This window comes from Erythrobacter sp. JB1-4 (assembly GCF_057365025.1).
On record NZ_CP200292.1, the window covers coordinates 3352989 to 3369290 of the forward strand.

A 16302-nucleotide genomic window follows, 5' to 3' on the forward strand; every position below is an offset into this window, starting at 1 on the left:
CAGCTATGCTCCCTCAAGAAATCACGCTCAAGAAATGTCCCCTGCCCGAATGACACGTTCCGAGCCATCCGCCAAGCGCAGCCGCAAAGCCCCGTCACTTTCTTCCAGACCTGCGAAGGTCCCGGTGATGTAAGTGCCATCTGTATCGTGCACCGTCACGCTTGATCCGCTGGCATGAATGGAGCGTTCGAGGAACTGCGAAAGCAGTGGGGCAAGCCCATTTTCCCGCCACTGCACGAGCCAATGAGCAAACCTTGCAGCGAGGGTTTCGGCAAAGCTGGATAGCTCAACCGGGCCGGCGATATCCGAGAGTGCTGCAGTTTTGCGGTCGCTAAGGTCGGGTGCTTTGGCCAAGTTCACCCCGATGCCTGCCACGATCTTGTTGCCCACTAGCTCCAGCAGGATGCCGGAGAGTTTGCCCCCATCCAGCACAACGTCATTGGGCCATTTGAGGCGTAGCTTTTCGGTGTCCGGCAAAGCTGTTGCTGCCGCATCGTAAACCGCCATCGCGGCGACAAAGCTGAGCGAGGCAGGCCGCGGATCGCCTGCATTCAATTCGACAACGCATGAGCCCATAAAATTGCCTGAACCATCGAACCACTCGCGCCCCTGACGGCCCTTGCCCGCACTCTGGCGTTTGGCAACAAGCCAGTCCCCTTCGCTTACACCCTCGCCCGAGCCAATTGCGCGGACCAAGTCGGCGTTGGTCGAGCCGGTTTCTTCAACGACTCTGATTGATGGCGGGGCTATCAAATCGCCAAGAACAGCGAAGACGCAGCCTTGTTGGTGAGATCCGTCAGCGATCCGGTGAGCAAATAGCCAAGCGGCGAGATAATCACCGCACAGATGCCCAAAAGCACCCAATGCGAAGTCTCGGCTTTTCCGGTGGCAACGCCAGCGGGCTCATCAAAGAACATGACCTTCACAAACTTGATATAGTAGAACGCACCGATGACGCTGGCTGCGATGGCGATGGCGGCGAACGCGACAAGGTCCGCGTCCACCACGGCCTGGAACACCACAAACTTGCTGTAGAACCCGAGCAGTGGCGGAATACCGGCGAGGCTGAACATGAATACAAGCAGCGCCCATGCGATTGCAGGACGCGTGACTGCAAGACCAGCGATATCGCCAAACGTCTCAAACAGATTGCCATCTTCGCCGCGCAGCATCAGCAATGCGGTAAAGCTGCCAAGGCTCATCACGACATAGATGAAGAGATAAACCAACATCGAGCTTGCACCAGCGGGCGTGGCAACAGCCAGCCCCAGAAGGATAAAGCCGATGTTGTTGATCGAGGAATAGGCAAGAAGGCGTTTGAGGTTGTCCTGACCAATCGCCCCCAACGCGCCGAATACGATGGACGCCAATGCTGTGAACATCACAATCTGCTGCCAAGCCTGAACCTGACCACCGAAGACTTCGAACACCACACGCGCGGTGAGCGCTACTGCGGCAACTTTTGGAGCAGTGGCGAAAAACAAAGTGACGGGCGTTGGTGCACCTTCGTATACGTCGGGCGTCCACATGTGGAATGGGACAGCGGCGATCTTAAACGCAAGTCCTGCCATCACAAAGATGAGGCCGAACAACTGTCCGGTCGAAAGGTCGCCTTCAAGCCCAGCACGAACGCTGGCGAAGTCGGTGGCTCCAGTGAAGCCGTAAAGGAGACTCATTCCGTAAAGCAGAATACCCGATGCAAGCGCGCCCAAGACGAAATACTTGAGGCCCGCTTCGGTCGAACGCTCATCTTTCCGAAGGATGGCTGCGAGCACATAGGCCGCCAATGAGTTCAGCTCGAGCCCCATATAGAGCGTCATAAAGTCGCTGGCCGAGACCATGATGCTCATGCCCACAGTCGCGAATAGGATCAGCACAGGATATTCCGCGCGAAGCCCGCGCTCGCTCGATGCGGCGGGTCCGTTGAAGAAGGACGGCGCCACAACAAGCGCGCCAATCGCTGCCAAGTAGATCAGAGCTTTGGCGAATAGTGCAAAGCTATCGACCTTCATCAAAGTGCCGAATGCATAGCTGTCAGGACCGTCCACCCCAAGGTGAAGGCCGGGTATGGTGAAGAGCCCTGCAACAAACAGCGCTCCGGCAGCAACGATAGTCACCGCGCGCGAGGCCTTATCGCCAACCCATGCAGCGACGAGCAATAGGACAAGGCCAGTACCAATAAGGATCAACTCTGGCGTGATCAGGGCGAAGGATGATGGGAAATCAAGCATTAGTGTTGGCCCTCCCCTTCGTGGCTCTCGAACTCAATAGCGTTCGCGGCCTTTTCAAGAGGCTCTCCGCTTGCAAGCGCTGCATCGCTGGCGGGCGCTGAGGCTGCAAGCCGCGCATCAAGCGCTGCGATATCGGCGCGCATGGGAGCAAGGAAACTCTCAGGATAAACGCCCATCCAAATGACGACGGCCGCAATCGGTGTCATCATGATCCACTCGCGCGCGGTGATGTCTTTCATCGCGGCGGCATCGGCGTTCTTCTGATCGCCAAATGCCACGCGGCGGTAGAGGTAGAGCATGTAAGCTGCGCCCAAGATGATGCCGGTGGTGCTGACAAGCGCCACGAGGCTGGAAGTTTGGTAGATGCCTGCAAGCGACAGGAACTCACCCACAAAACCGCTGGTGCCGGGAAGGCCGATCGAAGCCATCGTGAACAGCAGGAAGAACAGCGCGTAATACGGCATGTTGATGGAAAGCCCGCCGTAGCGTTCAATCTCGCGAGTGTGGAGCCGGTCGTAGATAACACCAACGCAAAGGAACAATGCGCCCGACACAAGGCCGTGAGACAGCATAACGATCATCGCGCCTTCAAGGCCCTGCACATTGAAGGCAAACAGCCCGACGGTCACAATCGCCATGTGTGCAACCGATGAATATGCGATAAGCTTCTTCATATCAGCCTGAACCAGAGCGACCAGCGAGGTGTAAATCACCGCGATCATCGACAGGATGAAGACGAACCATGCAAAGTCCGCGCTAGCCTCCGGGAACATCGGCAGGCTGAAACGGATAAAGCCGTATCCGCCCAGTTTCAGCAAGACGCCCGCTAGGATCACGGAGCCCGCAGTAGGCGCCTGAACGTGCGCATCGGGAAGCCAAGTGTGAAATGGCCACATGGGAACCTTCACCGCAAAGCTCGCAAAGAATGCCAGCCACAGCCACGTCTGAGCCCCGCCGGGGAAGTCGTACTGCATCAGCGTTGGAATGTCGGAGGTGCCAGCCTCGCTCACCATCCAGAACATCGCGATCAGCATCAGAACCGAGCCGATCAGCGTGTATAGGAAGAATTTGTACGAGGCGTAGATGCGGTTATCGCCGCCCCACACACCGATGATGAGATACATCGGGATAAGGCCGGCTTCGAAGAAAATGTAGAACAGGAACAGATCCTGCGCTGCAAACGTCCCGATCATGAGCACTTCCATAAACAGGAAGGCCGCCATGTATTCACCGATGCGCTTTTTGATCGAACCCCAACTGGCAAGAATGCAGATAGGCATCAAGAACACGCTGAGCATGATGAGCATCAGGGCAATGCCGTCGATCCCAAGCGCATAAGAGAAGCCCGCGACAAGCTCGTACTTCTCTTGGAACTGCCACTGCGCCCCGCCAATCTCGTAATTGGCCCAGAGCATCACGCCCAAAGCAAAGGTCACGAGCGTTGCGCCTAACGCGATGATACGCGAGGCTTGCCCAGCGAACAGACATGCGATGGCTGCCGCCAATGGCACCAGCATCATGGTGGTGAGGATGGGAAAGTCCATTACGCTCAAAGACCCCTAGAGCAGCACATAAGTGACAGCGGCAATCAGGCCCAAAAGCATGATCAACGCATAGGTGTAGAGATAGCCCGACTGGATCGTCTTGGCTGCAAGAGAGCCGCGCTGAACCACGGCGGCGATGCCGTTTGGTCCAAACCGGTCGATGGTTCCAATATCGCCCAATTTCCAGAACTGACGGCCAAGCCAGAAGGCGGGCTTTACGAAGATCGCATCATAAAGCTCGTCGAAATACCATTTGCGGAACACGAAGTTGTGAAGCCACCCAAAGCTTGCAACGAACTTGGCGGGAATGTCAGGCTTCGCGATGTAGGCGATATAGGCTCCGACAAAGCCTAGCACCATGACCACAAAGGCCGAATATTTCACCCAGTATGGCACTACGTGCAGCGCCTGGATAAGGTTGTCGTTGTAGAAGATCGAACCTGCCCAGAAGCTTGCATCATCAATGAAGCTTGGTGCGAAGACTTGGCCCGCCAGAACCGCCCCGGTGGACAGCACCACAAGCGGGATCAGCATAGCAATTGGGCTTTCGTGCGGGTGATAGCCACCCGTAGTGTCTTCGCCCGCTTCTTCGGGTGTTTTGTGCACTGTGTGCTGAATATGCTCGCTCTCAATCCAGCGCGGCTTACCCCAGAAGGTCAGGAACATCAGACGCCAGCTGTAGAAGCTGGTGAGAAGCGCCGCCGTAACACCGGCCCAGAAGGCAATGGTGCTGGTGGTGGTGCCGCGCGCAAAGGCTGCTTCAAGGATCGCGTCCTTCGACCAGAAGCCAGCGAAACCTGCGCCGAGGTGATAAACACCAAGCCCCGTTATCGCGAGCGTTCCCAAGAGCATCGCCACAAAAGTCAGCGGGATGTGCTTACGAAGGCCGCCATAGTAGCGCATATCCTGCTCATGGTGCATCGCGTGGATCACCGAGCCTGCGCCCAAGAACAGCAGCGCCTTAAAGAATGCGTGAGTGAACAGATGGAACATCGCAACGCCGTATGCGCCAATGCCAGCGGCAAAGAACATATATCCCAGCTGCGAACAGGTTGAGTAAGCGATCACCCGCTTAATGTCCCACTGCGTCGTGCCGATGGTTGCCGCGAAGAAACACGTCGCCGCACCCACAATCGTCACAATCATCAAGGCGGTCGGCGCTGCCTCGAACATGGGTGAAAGACGGCAGACCATAAATACGCCTGCGGTCACCATGGTCGCTGCGTGGATAAGAGCCGACACTGGCGTCGGCCCCTCCATCGCGTCTGGAAGCCATGTGTGGAGACCCAATTGCGCCGACTTACCCATCGCTCCGATAAAGAGCAGGAAGCACAGGATATCCATCGTCGGCAAACGCATGCCGAGAAAACCGATGGTCGAACCACTCATGCCGGCAGAAGCTGCCAAGATCTCAGGGATAGAGGTCGTCTGAAACACCAGGAACGTGCCAAAGATACCCAGCATAAAGCCAAGATCACCCACACGGTTGACCACAAAGGCCTTAATCGCAGCAGCGCCCGCAGACGGCTTTTTGAACCAGAACCCGATCAGCAAGTAAGAGGCAAGCCCCACCCCTTCCCAACCGAAGAACATTTGAACGAGGTTGTCGGCCGTCACCAGCATCAGCATGGCGAAGGTGAAGAGCGAAAGGTAGGCAAAGAAGCGCGGCTGATCCGGGTCTTCCTCCATATAGCCCCAGCTATACAGGTGAACGAGCGCGGAAACCGAGTTGATCACCACCAGCATCACTGCGGTGAGAGCATCGACACGCAAAGCCCAGTCGAAGGTTAAATCACCCGATTGCACCCATTGCAGGACAGGCACGACTTCGGCGGAATGCGCGCCTGTAAGAAAACCGATAAAGATCAACCAACTCAAAGCGGCCGATAGGAACAGACCGCCGGTCGTGATCGACTTGGCAATCGTGTTGCCCAGCATGCGGTTGCCCAGCCCTGCAATGATCGCAGCGATCAGCGGGGCAAAGACGATGATAAGGATTTGCGTGTCCATGGTTCGCTTAGCCCTTCATCCGAGCGGCATCATCGACCGCAATCGTGCCTTGGCGACGGTAATAGATGACGAGGATAGCAAGCCCGATAGCCGCTTCAGCAGCAGCAACGGTCAGAACCATCATCGCGAAAATCTGACCCACAAGGTCACCCATGAAGGCGCTGAATGCGACAAGGTTGATGTTCACCGCGAGTAGGATGAGCTCGACCGACATCAAAATGACGATGATGTTCTTGCGGTTGAGGAAAATGCCCAAGACGCCCAGCACGAAGAGGATAGCCCCAACGATTAGATAGTGTTCAACGCCGATAGTCATAGATCGACCCCCTGCCCGACTTCCGGGTTCTTCATCACTGTGGCCTCTTCAGGACGGCGGGCAATCTGTTTGCCAATATCTTGTTGCGCGCGGCTGCCTGGAGGCGGCGGCTGGAATGTCAGCACAATCGCGCCGATCATCGCGACCAAGAGGATGATGCCAGCGATCTCAAACAGGATGATGTAGCGGCCATAAAGCAGCGCGCCGAGCGCCTCGATGTTCGATTGGCTGGCGCTTTGAACAGCGGTGCCATCAGGCGTGCCGAGATCGACCCCGCCGGCTCCATAGGCTCCAAGGCCAAGGCCGAGCTCCGCCAGCAACACCAACGCGAGAGCAATCCCAAGCGGAAAGTTCTTGATGAACCCGGCCCGCATCGCGGCAAAGTCGATGTCGAGCATCATCACCACGAACAAGAACAACACCGCGACCGCGCCTACATAAACGATGACGAGGAGCATCGCGATAAACTCCGCGCCCACCAGCACCATGAGGCCCGCGGCGTTGAAAAACGCGAGGATAAGCCACAGCACCGAGTGCACCGGATTGCGCGACATGATGACCATCACCGCGCTCGCGATGACGATACCTGCGAACAGGTAGAAGGCTAAAGCTTGTATCATCTGATCCCTGTTATCCCGTCCAGCCCGTCAAGACTTGGCCGCGCCCTTAACGATAGGGCGCGTCCGCTTCAAGGTTAGCCGCAATGGCCCGTTCCCATTTGTCACCATTTGCGAGGAGTTTGGCCTTGTCATAGAGCAATTCCTCGCGTGTTTCGGTGGCGTATTCGAAGTTTGGCCCCTCGACCACGGCATCCACCGGGCAGGCCTCCTGACAAAAGCCGCAATAGATGCACTTCGTCATATCAATGTCATAGCGCGTGGTGCGGCGGCTGCCGTCTTCGCGCGGTTCGCTCTCAATCGTGATTGCCTGAGCCGGACACACCGCTTCGCACAATTTGCAAGCAATGCAGCGCTCTTCACCATTTGGATAACGACGCAGCGCATGTTCACCGCGAAAACGCGGGGAAAGCGGTGATTTCTCAAAAGGGTAGTTGATCGTCGCCTTGGGCTTGAAGAAATACTTCAAAGTCAGCGCATGCGCTTTCAGGAATTCCCAGAGGGTGAAGCTCTTAAGGAGCTGGGTTGCGGTGGTCATTACGATTCCTTCGCAGCGACTGGCTGCGTATTGGTCACTTCAACGATTTCGGATGGGGTGACTGTTTCAGGATCCACGAGCGGCGCTGGACCCGTAAAATGCCCCGTCGCCATCAGATAGCCGCTGATCACCGCCACAAACCCAAGGCTCATCGGCAGGAACACTTTCCAACCAAGCCGCATCAGTTGGTCATAGCGATAGCGCGGCACGGTCGCCCAGATCCAGCTAAACAGCAGGAAGAAGAAGAAGGTCTTTAGGAGGAACCAGATAAAGCCCGGCACATAGTAAAGCGGTGCCCACTCAATCGGTGGCAACCATCCGCCCATGAACAAGATCGTGCACAGCGAACACATCAGCAGGATGTTCGCATATTCACCCAGCCAGAACAGCGCGAAGGCCATGGATGAATATTCGGTCTGATACCCTGCGACGAGCTCGGACTCGGCCTCTGTCAGGTCAAACGGAGCGCGCGCTGTCTCAGCCAGAGCCGAGATAAAGAACACCACAAACATCGGGAAAAGCAGCGGGTTAAAGAAGAACCCGTTGACGATGCCGAGCCCATGCCCGCGCTGCGCCTCGATGATGCCGGAGAGGTTGAACGTGCCCGCCCACAGGACAACGCACACCAAAATAAAGCCGATGGAGACCTCGTAAGAGATCATCTGCGCGGCGGCCCGCATGGCTGAGAAGAATGGGTATTTCGAGTTCGACGCCCACCCGCTCATCACCACGCCGTAAACGCCCAAAGAGCTGATCGCGAGGATGTAGAGCAGCCCCACATTGATATCTGCGAGTACTCCGCCATCCCAAAACGGAATCACCGCCCATGCGGCCAAGGCCACAGTAAAGGTGATGATCGGTGCAAGCAGGAAAATGCCTTTGTTGGCGGCGCTTGGGATGATGGTCTCTTGCAAGAACACCTTAAGCCCGTCGGCAAAGCTCTGCAGCAAGCCAAACGGCCCCACAACATTGGGCCCGCGCCGAAGCATAATCGCGCCCAGCACCTTACGGTCGACATAGATCACCATAGCAACGGCCAGCATCACCGGGAGTGCGATCAGGAGGATGCCCGCCATAGTAGCGACAAACCAAGCCCATTCGTATGGGAGGCCAAGAGTTTCAAAGAACGCGGTCATTGATTCATCCCCCAGGTGATCTCCTGCGAAAGCAGGAGTCCAGCCTCAAAGTCCGATGATGGATCCCTGCGTTCGCAGGAAATCACGGGTGCGAGAAAGCTCATTCCGCAGCCTCCTTCATCTCATCGCCGTGGAGCAGTTCTGCCGAACATTGCTGCATCACCGCTGAGGCGCGGGCGATTGGGTTGGTGAGGTAGAAATCTTTGACCGGATAGGCGCTGATCACGCCTTCCGCCTTGGCTTTGCTGTCCGCCTTGGGAAGCGCGCCGTAGTCGGCGAGCGCTTCTTCACCCAGAGCGGGCACTTCGGAAATCATCGCACCTTGAAGTTGTTCAAAGCTGTCAAACCCAACGCTCACACCTATCGCATCGGCAAGCGCGCGCAGGATCGTCCAATCTTCGCGCGCATCGCCGGGTGCAAACACCGCTTTTTCAGCGAACTGCACGCGGCCTTCGGTGTTGACGTAGGTGCCATCTTTCTCCGCATAGGAGGCTGCAGGCAGAATGATATCTGCATTATGCGCGCCTTTGTCGCCGTGATGGCCGATGTAGACTTTGAGGCTGTCCGCAAATGGCGCAAAGTCCATCTCGTCCGCGCCAAGGCTAATGAGTACTTTGGGTTTCGCCGCAGCGATATCCGCCATGCCTCCTTCTTGCGCATAGCCAAGCATCAAGCCGCCCATGCGCGCGGCGCTAAAGTGCAATACGTTGAAGCCGTTCCACCCCTCTTTCACGAGGCCAAACTTGTCGACCAGCTTAAGGCCCGCTCCAAGCGCGCCTTGAGCCAGAGCCGCACCACCCATGATTACCGCAGGACGCTCGGCTGCCTTCATGGCATCACCAAGAACCTTAGGAACGCGGTTCAGAACCTTGAGGTCTTCCCCAAGGAACTCCGCCGGATAAGTGGTCTCCCATTCCGGACCCACCACAAAGACCTTAGCGCCCGCTTTCACAGCCTTGCGAATACGCACGTTCACCAACGCCGCTTCCCAGCGGATGTACGAACCAACGATCAGGATGCAATCCGCCGTCTCAATTCCCGCAAGCGTCGAGTTGAAATTCACCGCTGCAAGGTTGGAGACATCATAGGCCATGCCAGTCTGGCGACCTTCAAGCAGCGTCGAGCCACACGCCTTAAGCAGAGCCTTGGCCGCAAACATGGTCTCACAATCGACCATATCGCCAGCGACCGCTGCGACGGAGGATTTGTCGGCTTGCATCGCGCCAGCAATGGCCGAGAACGCCTCTGACCAATCGGACGCCGCAAGCTTGCCGTCTTTGCGCACAAACACGCGGTCCAAGCGGCGCTTGGTCAGGCCGTCGACCTGATACCGCGCTTTGTCCGACAGCCACTCCTCATTCACATCATCATTGATGCGAGGAAGCGCGCGCATAACTTCGCGACCCTTGGAATGGAGCGAGATATTCGCACCAACCGCGTCCGACACATCAATGCTAAGCGTCCGCTTCAATTCCCACGGGCGAGCCTCAAACGCATATGGACGCGATGTGAGAGCTCCCACAGGGCAAAGGTCGATCACATTGGCGCTAAGCTCATGCGCCGCCGCCTTTTCCAGATAGGTCGTGATCTGCATATCCTCGCCGCGATAGAGCGCGCCAATCTCGTCCACGCCCGCGATCTCTTCAGAGAAACGCACACAGCGCGTGCAGTGAATGCAGCGGGTCATCACCGTCTTGATCAGCGGACCCATATATTTCTCAGTCACAGCGCGGCGCTGCTCCTGCGTGCGGCTCGTGCCCTTGCCATAGGTCATGGACTGATCTTGCAAATCGCACTCACCGCCTTGGTCACAAATCGGGCAATCAAGCGGGTGGTTGATAAGGAGAAATTCCATCACCCCTTCGCGCGCCTTTTTGACCAAGGCGCTGTCCGTGCGGATCTCCTGACCTTCGGTGGCAGGAAGCGCACAAGACGCTTGAGGCTTGGGCGGCCCAGGCTTCACTTCGACCAGACACATGCGGCAATTGCCGGCAATCGACAGGCGCTCGTGATAGCAGAAGCGCGGGATTTCTTTCCCCGCTTCCTCACACGCCTGAAGCACGGTTGCCCCTTGAGGGACTTCGATCTCTTGGCCGTCTACGGTTACCTTAGGCACGAGCGCCTCCCTCGCGAGTGAAGAGCCAAACAGCGGGCGACAGGAGTGCTGATACCAAAGCAAATCCGAGAGGAGGTATGAGCATCAGAAATACCGCATCACCAATTTGGTTTGCAGCCTCGCCTCGAATACCTCCGTTCAATCCGACAATCGCAGTTAACCCAATGCCGATAGCGGCTAGAACCAGAAACAAGCCGGTGAGGTAGACAGCGGACTTCAAGACAAATCTCATTCCGCTGCCTCCCGGAATTGTGCGTTGTGTTCTTCGATGCGGCGCTCCAGCTCAGGGCGGAAGTGGCGGATGAGGCCTTGGATTGGCCAAGCCGCAGCATCGCCAAGTGCGCAGATTGTGTGGCCTTCGACCTGCTTGGTGACTTCGTGCAGCATGTCGATCTCTTCGATCTCAGCGTCGCCGGTGCGAAGCCGCTCCATCATGCGCCACATCCAACCGGTGCCCTCACGGCACGGCGTACATTGGCCGCAAGATTCGTGCTTGTAGAAGTAGCTGAGGCGAGAGATCGCACGCACGATATCCGTGGATTTGTCCATCACGATAACGCCTGCCGTGCCGAGGCCCGAACCAAGCTCTTTAAGCCCGTCAAAATCCATCGGCGCGTCCCAAATCTGCTCAGCCGGAACCAGCGGCACCGATGAACCACCAGGAATAACGGCGAGCAGGTTCTCCTTACCACCGCGAATGCCGCCGCAGTGTTTCTCAATCAGCTCGCTGAATGGGATGCTGAGCGCCTCTTCCACAACGCAAGGCTTGTTCACATGGCCGCTGATCTGGAAGAGCTTGGTGCCCTTGTTGTTTTCACGCCCAAAGCTTGCAAACCACTCGGCACTGCGGCGAAGGATTGTGGGCACAACCGCAATGCTCTCAACATTGTTGACCGTCGTCGGACAGCCATAAAGCCCAGCGCCCGCCGGGAATGGCGGCTTCAAGCGCGGCTGACCCTTTTTGCCCTCAAGGCTTTCGATCATCGCTGTCTCTTCACCGCAAATGTAAGCGCCCGCGCCCCGGTGCATAAACACGTCGAAGTCATAGCCTGAGCCGCTCGCGTTCTTGCCAATCAGCCCAGCGTCATACGCCTCATCAATCGCGGCCTGCAGCGTCTCAGCCTCACGGATATATTCGCCGCGAATGTAGATATAGGCCGCGCGTGCTCGCATAGCGAAACCGGCGACCAAAGCGCCTTCGATCAACTTGTGCGGATCGTGGCGGATAATCTCGCGGTCTTTGCATGAACCGGGTTCAGATTCGTCAGCGTTGATGACGAGGAAGCTCGGACGACCATCAGCGCTCTGCTTAGGCATAAACGACCATTTGAGACCGGTCGGGAAGCCCGCCCCGCCCCGGCCGCGCAGGCCGGATGCCTTGATCTCTTCGATGATCGCGTCTTGCCCGCGCTCTATCAGAGCCTTGGTGCCATCCCAATCGCCGCGCGCCTGCGCGGCTTTAAGGCCCCAATCCTGAAAGCCATAGACATTGGTAAAGATGCGGTCCTTATCAGCCAGCATCATCTGATCCCTTCTGCATTTCCCGTGCTTTGCGAGCCACACGAAGTTGTCGCAAAGTCAAAACCTGAAAAACCAACCCCATCCCCATAAGGCCAACACCAAGCGGACGCTCACCGGTCGCGGACAGATATGCGCCTGCGCCAAAGGCGATGAGACCTGCCATCATCAAAGCAAGAGTGCCGCCGTTCATTCGTCGTCCCCCAGCTTTGCGTTGACCACAAACAGGACAACCGCGAGCGCCAGCATAACCGATCCAAGAGCAATCCAGACCGCGCTCATCCGATCGCCCCTGATTGCCATAGATAAGCCATCACCCCGATGATCAGCACGATCACGGACACGCGGAGCAAGCCCATCAACACCTTGTAGGCGATGAAGGCTAAGGCCAACGCGAGCAGGATCGAGAGCACGTCCATCTAGGATTACCAGTTACCCCTCATACTCTGGCCGATAATCGTGATTGGCATCGACCATCTCTTTGAGGCTAGTCGGCCCGCCCGCAGGCTCCGAGGTATGACGCCCGGGCTCCTGCGTACCAGTTTTCGGCGTTTCTCCAGCAGCCAGCGCATCAAGCACCGCGTCGAGGCGTTCCGGCGTCAAATCTTCGTAATTGTCATCGTTGATCTGAACCATGGGAGCGGTGGCGCAATTGCCCATGCACTCAACCTCAGTCAGCGTCCAAAGACCGTCTTCGGAGACTTTGCCAAATGCCATGCCGCGCTTCTTGCAAGCGCTGATAATGCCGTCCGACCCGCGCAGCATACATGGCGTCGTGCCGCAGACCTGCACGTGATATTTCCCGACCGGCTTCATATTGTACATGAAGTAGAAAGTCGCGACTTCGAGCACGCGGATCACCGGCACGTCGATATATTTGGCGACATATTCGATGACAGGCAGCGGGAGCCAGCCTTGCGTATCGGTCTCCTCACCCACCTGACGCTGTGCAAGGTCAAGCAGCGGCATCGTCGCCGATTTCGCCCGGCCTTCGGGGTATTTGGCGATGTGGTAATCGGCCTTTTTCTTATTCTCTTTCGACCACTCAAAAGAACCCCAGCGCGCGCGCAGTTCAGGGGTATCGGGTGCGGGTGTACGGTCAGCCATTTTCGCTTCCTTTGTTCCGCAAAACTTCGAGCAATGTCAGAACTGCGAAAACCGATGCCGCGCCAGCGATTGCATAAGGCAAACGAACGTCAAAACCCAAGACCACCATGAGCCAGAAAACTCCAATTACTATTATCGTAATCAGCGCATTGCGAAAATGATGCTTGCCAACTGTCACCGATCACACTCCCCAAACACCACATCAATCGCGCCCAGAATAGCCGTCGCATCGGCCAGCATGTGGCCTTTGGTCATCATCTCCATCGCTTGTAGGTGCGAGAATGCGGTCGGGCGGATTTTGCAGCGGTAGGGCTTATTCGTTCCATCGCTGACGAGATACACGCCGAACTCACCCTTGGGGCTCTCGGTTGCGACGTAAACTTCGCCTGCTGGTACGTGAAAGCCCTCGGTGTAGAGCTTGAAGTGGTGGATCAGGCTTTCCATCGATTGCTTCATCTCACCGCGCTTGGGCGGGGAAACCTTGCCATCGGTGCTCGCAATCGGCCCCTGAGGCATATCGCGCAGGCACTGTTTGATTATCTTGGCGCTCTCGCGAACTTCCTTCACGCGCACCATGAAGCGGTCGTAGCAATCCGAATTGGTGCCCACAGGAATATCGAATTCCATGCGGTCATAGACATCATAGGGCTGCGATTTGCGCAGGTCCCATGGAATGCCCGCTGCACGGATCATCGGACCGGAAAAGCCCCAAGCAATCGCATCATCGCGGCCCACAATGGCGATATCGACATTGCGCTGCTTAAAGATGCGGTTGTCCATCACGAGGCTCATCGCATCGTCGAACAGCTGGAAGAACCGGTTGTCGAGCCAATCGCCAATATCCACGAGCAGTTTCTCGGGCACATCCTGATGCACACCGCCGGGACGGAACCATGCCGAGTGCATCCGCGCGCCAGAGGCTCGCTCAAAGAAGTTGAGGCAGTCTTCGCGCAGTTCAAACACCCAAAGGTTCGGCGTCATCGCGCCCACATCCATGACGTGCGCGCCAATGTTGAGCATGTGGTTGCAGATGCGGGTAAGCTCGGCAAACAGCACGCGAAGATATTGCGCGCGCTCTGGCACTTCGATGTTTAGCAGCTTCTCGATCGCGAGCACGTATGAGTGCTCCTGACATAGCGGCGAACAGTAATCGAGGCGGTCAAAATACGGCAGCGCCTGAAGATAGGTCTTCTGCTCGATCAGCTTTTCAGTGCCGCGGTGGAGCAGGCCTACGTGCGGATCGACCCGTTCAACCACTTCGCCGTCAAGCTCCATCACCATGCGAAGCACGCCGTGTGCTGCTGGGTGCTGAGGCCCAAAGTTCAGCGTGTAATTCTTGATGACATCGCCGTCATTGGTGGGCGATTCTTCGATTTGGACGCTCATTTACCGCCCTCCTCATCTTCGATTTCAATCTCGATCATGTCGGGCGGGACAGCATCCGTGCCTTCCGCCGCTTTTTCTTCCGCTTTGGCGCCAGCGCCGGTATCCGCCGGCTTTTCTGTCACCTTCGGCTTGTCCACTTGAGGCGGACCGTCCGCCTTCTCATCGCCCGGAAGCACATAGTCCGAACCCTCCCAAGGGGAGAGAAAGTCGAAGGTGCGCATATCCTGCGGAAGCTCAACCGGCTCAGAAACAACGCGTTTTTCCTCTTCGGAATAGCGCAGTTCGGTGTAGCCAGTCATCGGGAAGTCTTTGCGGAACGGGTGCCCTTCAAAGCCGTAATCTGTGAGAATACGGCGAAGGTCCTGGTTGCCTTCAAACACCACGCCGTAAAGGTCGAACACCTCGCGCTCGAGCCAGCCTGCATTGGGCCATAGCGTCGTAACGGTCGGCACAGGCGTATCAGCGCTCGCCGAACACTTCACCATCACCCTATGGTTCTTGGTGAGTGAAAGCAGCATGTAGACAACCTCAAACCGCTCAGCACGGTCCGGATAATCAGCACCCGCGATCTCCATCAGTTGCTGGTACTCATGATCCTCTTTGAGGGACTTAAGCACCGTCGCAATTTCTTCGCGTTTCGCCGTGAGGATGATCTCGCCATGCTGCTCGGCGCTGCCCTCGAGCCAAACACTCAATGAGCCGGCAAGCGCATCGATCACGCCTTCATTGGAGGCATATTTCGGAGCGGAGTGAACAACGGTCACAGGTCTATCTCCTAGCGCTCAATTGTGCCGACACGGCGAATTTTGCGCTGCAATTGCATCACGCCATAAAGCAGCGCCTCAGCCGTTGGAGGGCAGCCCGGCACATAGATATCAACCGGCACAATCCGGTCACAACCGCGCACAACGGAGTAGGAATAGTGGTAATAGCCACCGCCATTCGCACACGACCCCATGCTGATCACATATTTGGGATCGGACATCTGGTCGTAAACCTTGCGAAGAGCCGGAGCCATTTTGTTGCAGAGCGTGCCCGCGACGATCATCACATCTGATTGACGCGGGGATGCACGAGGGGCCGCACCAAACCGCTCCATATCATAGCGCGGCATGTTCACGTGGATCATCTCCACCGCGCAGCACGCAAGACCAAAGGTCATCCACCACAACGAGCCAGTGCGCGCCCACTGAAACAGATCTTCGGTGGAAGTGACGAGGAAGCCCTTGTCATTTACCTCGGATTGAAGAGCGCGGAAGTAGTCTTGATCCGGCGCACGCACTTCGCCGCCCTTGGCGGTTTCCAAAGCGCTCACGTCCGAAAGGTTTGCAGGGGGAGTAATCGTGTTCATAGCTAATCCCTTAGGGCCGTCGCCCTATTGCCAATCGAGGGCACCCTTCTTCCACTCATAAGCCAGCCCAATAGCCAGAATAGTGAGGAAGGTCATCATACCGATCCAGCCAACCCAGCCCGTCTCCCCAAGGCTTACCGCCCATGGGAAAAGGAACGCCGCCTCAAGGTCGAAAATAATAAAGCTGATCGCAACCAGATAAAACTGCACGTCAAACTGACTGCGCGAGATCCTCAAAAGCGGGAAAACCGCATTCATATTCTGAGAGCTTTTCAGCGTCCGGATTGTGCGTGCCAGTCAGGCGCGAGACGCCCATTGGCAGGAACACAAAAAGGACGGAAAGCCCGAGGGCTACGCCAATGAATAGCAGTATCGGCAGATACTGACTTAGGTCGACAGATTGGTCGATCATCCCGCTGTCCATGTATTTTT

At 56.9% G+C, this 16302-nt stretch carries 17 protein-coding genes and 1 pseudogene; all 18 read right to left on the minus strand.

All coding sequences use genetic code 11. From position 1 onward, the window contains the following. Window positions 1-27: 27 nt before the first annotated feature. Complete coding sequence (locus AC0V61_RS15725; RefSeq protein ID WP_486159068.1) at window positions 28-753, minus strand: biotin--[acetyl-CoA-carboxylase] ligase; 726 nt, start codon at window positions 751-753, stop codon at window positions 28-30. Then, window positions 750-2231: an NADH-quinone oxidoreductase subunit NuoN gene (gene nuoN / locus AC0V61_RS15730; RefSeq protein ID WP_486159070.1), complete on the minus strand. Its 1482-nt coding sequence runs from the start codon at window positions 2229-2231 to the stop codon at window positions 750-752. The genes AC0V61_RS15725 and nuoN overlap by 4 nt, the downstream gene beginning before the upstream one ends. Then, window positions 2231-3775, minus strand: a complete 1545-nt coding sequence (locus AC0V61_RS15735; protein ID WP_486159072.1) for an NADH-quinone oxidoreductase subunit M — start codon at window positions 3773-3775, stop codon at window positions 2231-2233. The genes nuoN and AC0V61_RS15735 overlap by 1 nt, the downstream gene beginning before the upstream one ends. A gap of 15 nt (window positions 3776-3790) precedes the next feature. Continuing rightward, window positions 3791-5785, minus strand: a complete 1995-nt coding sequence (gene nuoL, locus AC0V61_RS15740; RefSeq protein ID WP_486159074.1) for an NADH-quinone oxidoreductase subunit L — start codon at window positions 5783-5785, stop codon at window positions 3791-3793. Window positions 5786-5792: 7 nt separating this feature from the next. After that, the gene (nuoK, locus tag AC0V61_RS15745) at window positions 5793-6101 is read right to left on the minus strand and encodes an NADH-quinone oxidoreductase subunit NuoK (RefSeq protein ID WP_486159076.1); all 309 of its coding nucleotides are present in this window, start codon (window positions 6099-6101) and stop codon (window positions 5793-5795) included. Further along, window positions 6098-6721: an NADH-quinone oxidoreductase subunit J gene (locus AC0V61_RS15750; RefSeq protein WP_486159078.1), complete on the minus strand. Its 624-nt coding sequence runs from the start codon at window positions 6719-6721 to the stop codon at window positions 6098-6100. The genes nuoK and AC0V61_RS15750 overlap by 4 nt, the downstream gene beginning before the upstream one ends. A 46-nt stretch (window positions 6722-6767) precedes the next feature. After that, window positions 6768-7256, minus strand: a complete 489-nt coding sequence (gene nuoI / locus AC0V61_RS15755; protein ID WP_486159079.1) for an NADH-quinone oxidoreductase subunit NuoI — start codon at window positions 7254-7256, stop codon at window positions 6768-6770. After that, on the minus strand, window positions 7256-8392 hold the full coding sequence (nuoH, locus tag AC0V61_RS15760; protein WP_486159081.1) for an NADH-quinone oxidoreductase subunit NuoH: 1137 nt from the start codon (window positions 8390-8392) through the stop codon (window positions 7256-7258). Before nuoH ends, nuoI begins: the two co-directional genes overlap by 1 nt. Window positions 8393-8492: 100 nt before the next feature. Continuing rightward, window positions 8493-10508, minus strand: coding sequence for an NADH-quinone oxidoreductase subunit NuoG (gene nuoG / locus AC0V61_RS15765; RefSeq protein WP_486159083.1), 2016 nt, complete (start codon window positions 10506-10508; stop codon window positions 8493-8495). After that, window positions 10501-10740 carry a hypothetical protein gene (locus tag AC0V61_RS15770; protein WP_486159085.1) on the minus strand — a complete coding sequence of 80 codons (240 nt, stop codon included), beginning with the start codon at window positions 10738-10740 and terminating at the stop codon, window positions 10501-10503. Before AC0V61_RS15770 ends, nuoG begins: the two co-directional genes overlap by 8 nt. Continuing rightward, window positions 10737-12032: an NADH-quinone oxidoreductase subunit NuoF gene (gene nuoF, locus AC0V61_RS15775; protein ID WP_486159087.1), complete on the minus strand. Its 1296-nt coding sequence runs from the start codon at window positions 12030-12032 to the stop codon at window positions 10737-10739. The genes AC0V61_RS15770 and nuoF overlap by 4 nt, the downstream gene beginning before the upstream one ends. After that, a complete protein-coding gene (locus tag AC0V61_RS15780) occupies window positions 12019-12219 on the minus strand; it encodes a hypothetical protein (protein ID WP_486159089.1) in 201 nt (66 codons plus the stop codon). The genes nuoF and AC0V61_RS15780 overlap by 14 nt, the downstream gene beginning before the upstream one ends. Before the next feature lie 85 nt (window positions 12220-12304). Next, the gene (locus AC0V61_RS15785) at window positions 12305-12445 is read right to left on the minus strand and encodes a hypothetical protein (protein WP_486159091.1); all 141 of its coding nucleotides are present in this window, start codon (window positions 12443-12445) and stop codon (window positions 12305-12307) included. Between the two features lie 13 nt (window positions 12446-12458). Beyond that, window positions 12459-13133, minus strand: coding sequence for a complex I 24 kDa subunit family protein (locus tag AC0V61_RS15790; RefSeq protein WP_486159093.1), 675 nt, complete (start codon window positions 13131-13133; stop codon window positions 12459-12461). 174 nt (window positions 13134-13307) lie between these two features. Then, entirely contained in the window at window positions 13308-14519 is a 1212-nt protein-coding gene (locus AC0V61_RS15795) for an NADH-quinone oxidoreductase subunit D (RefSeq protein ID WP_486159095.1), read from the minus strand. Further along, on the minus strand, window positions 14516-15283 hold the full coding sequence (locus AC0V61_RS15800) for an NADH-quinone oxidoreductase subunit C (RefSeq protein ID WP_486159097.1): 768 nt from the start codon (window positions 15281-15283) through the stop codon (window positions 14516-14518). Before AC0V61_RS15800 ends, AC0V61_RS15795 begins: the two co-directional genes overlap by 4 nt. Before the next feature lie 11 nt (window positions 15284-15294). Further along, window positions 15295-15870 (minus strand): NuoB/complex I 20 kDa subunit family protein, encoded by a 576-nt coding sequence (locus AC0V61_RS15805; protein ID WP_348156867.1) that lies wholly within the window; start codon window positions 15868-15870, stop codon window positions 15295-15297. A gap of 24 nt (window positions 15871-15894) precedes the next feature. Continuing rightward, a pseudogene (locus AC0V61_RS15810) lies at window positions 15895-16282 on the minus strand (NADH-quinone oxidoreductase subunit A). Window positions 16283-16302: the final 20 nt, after the last annotated feature.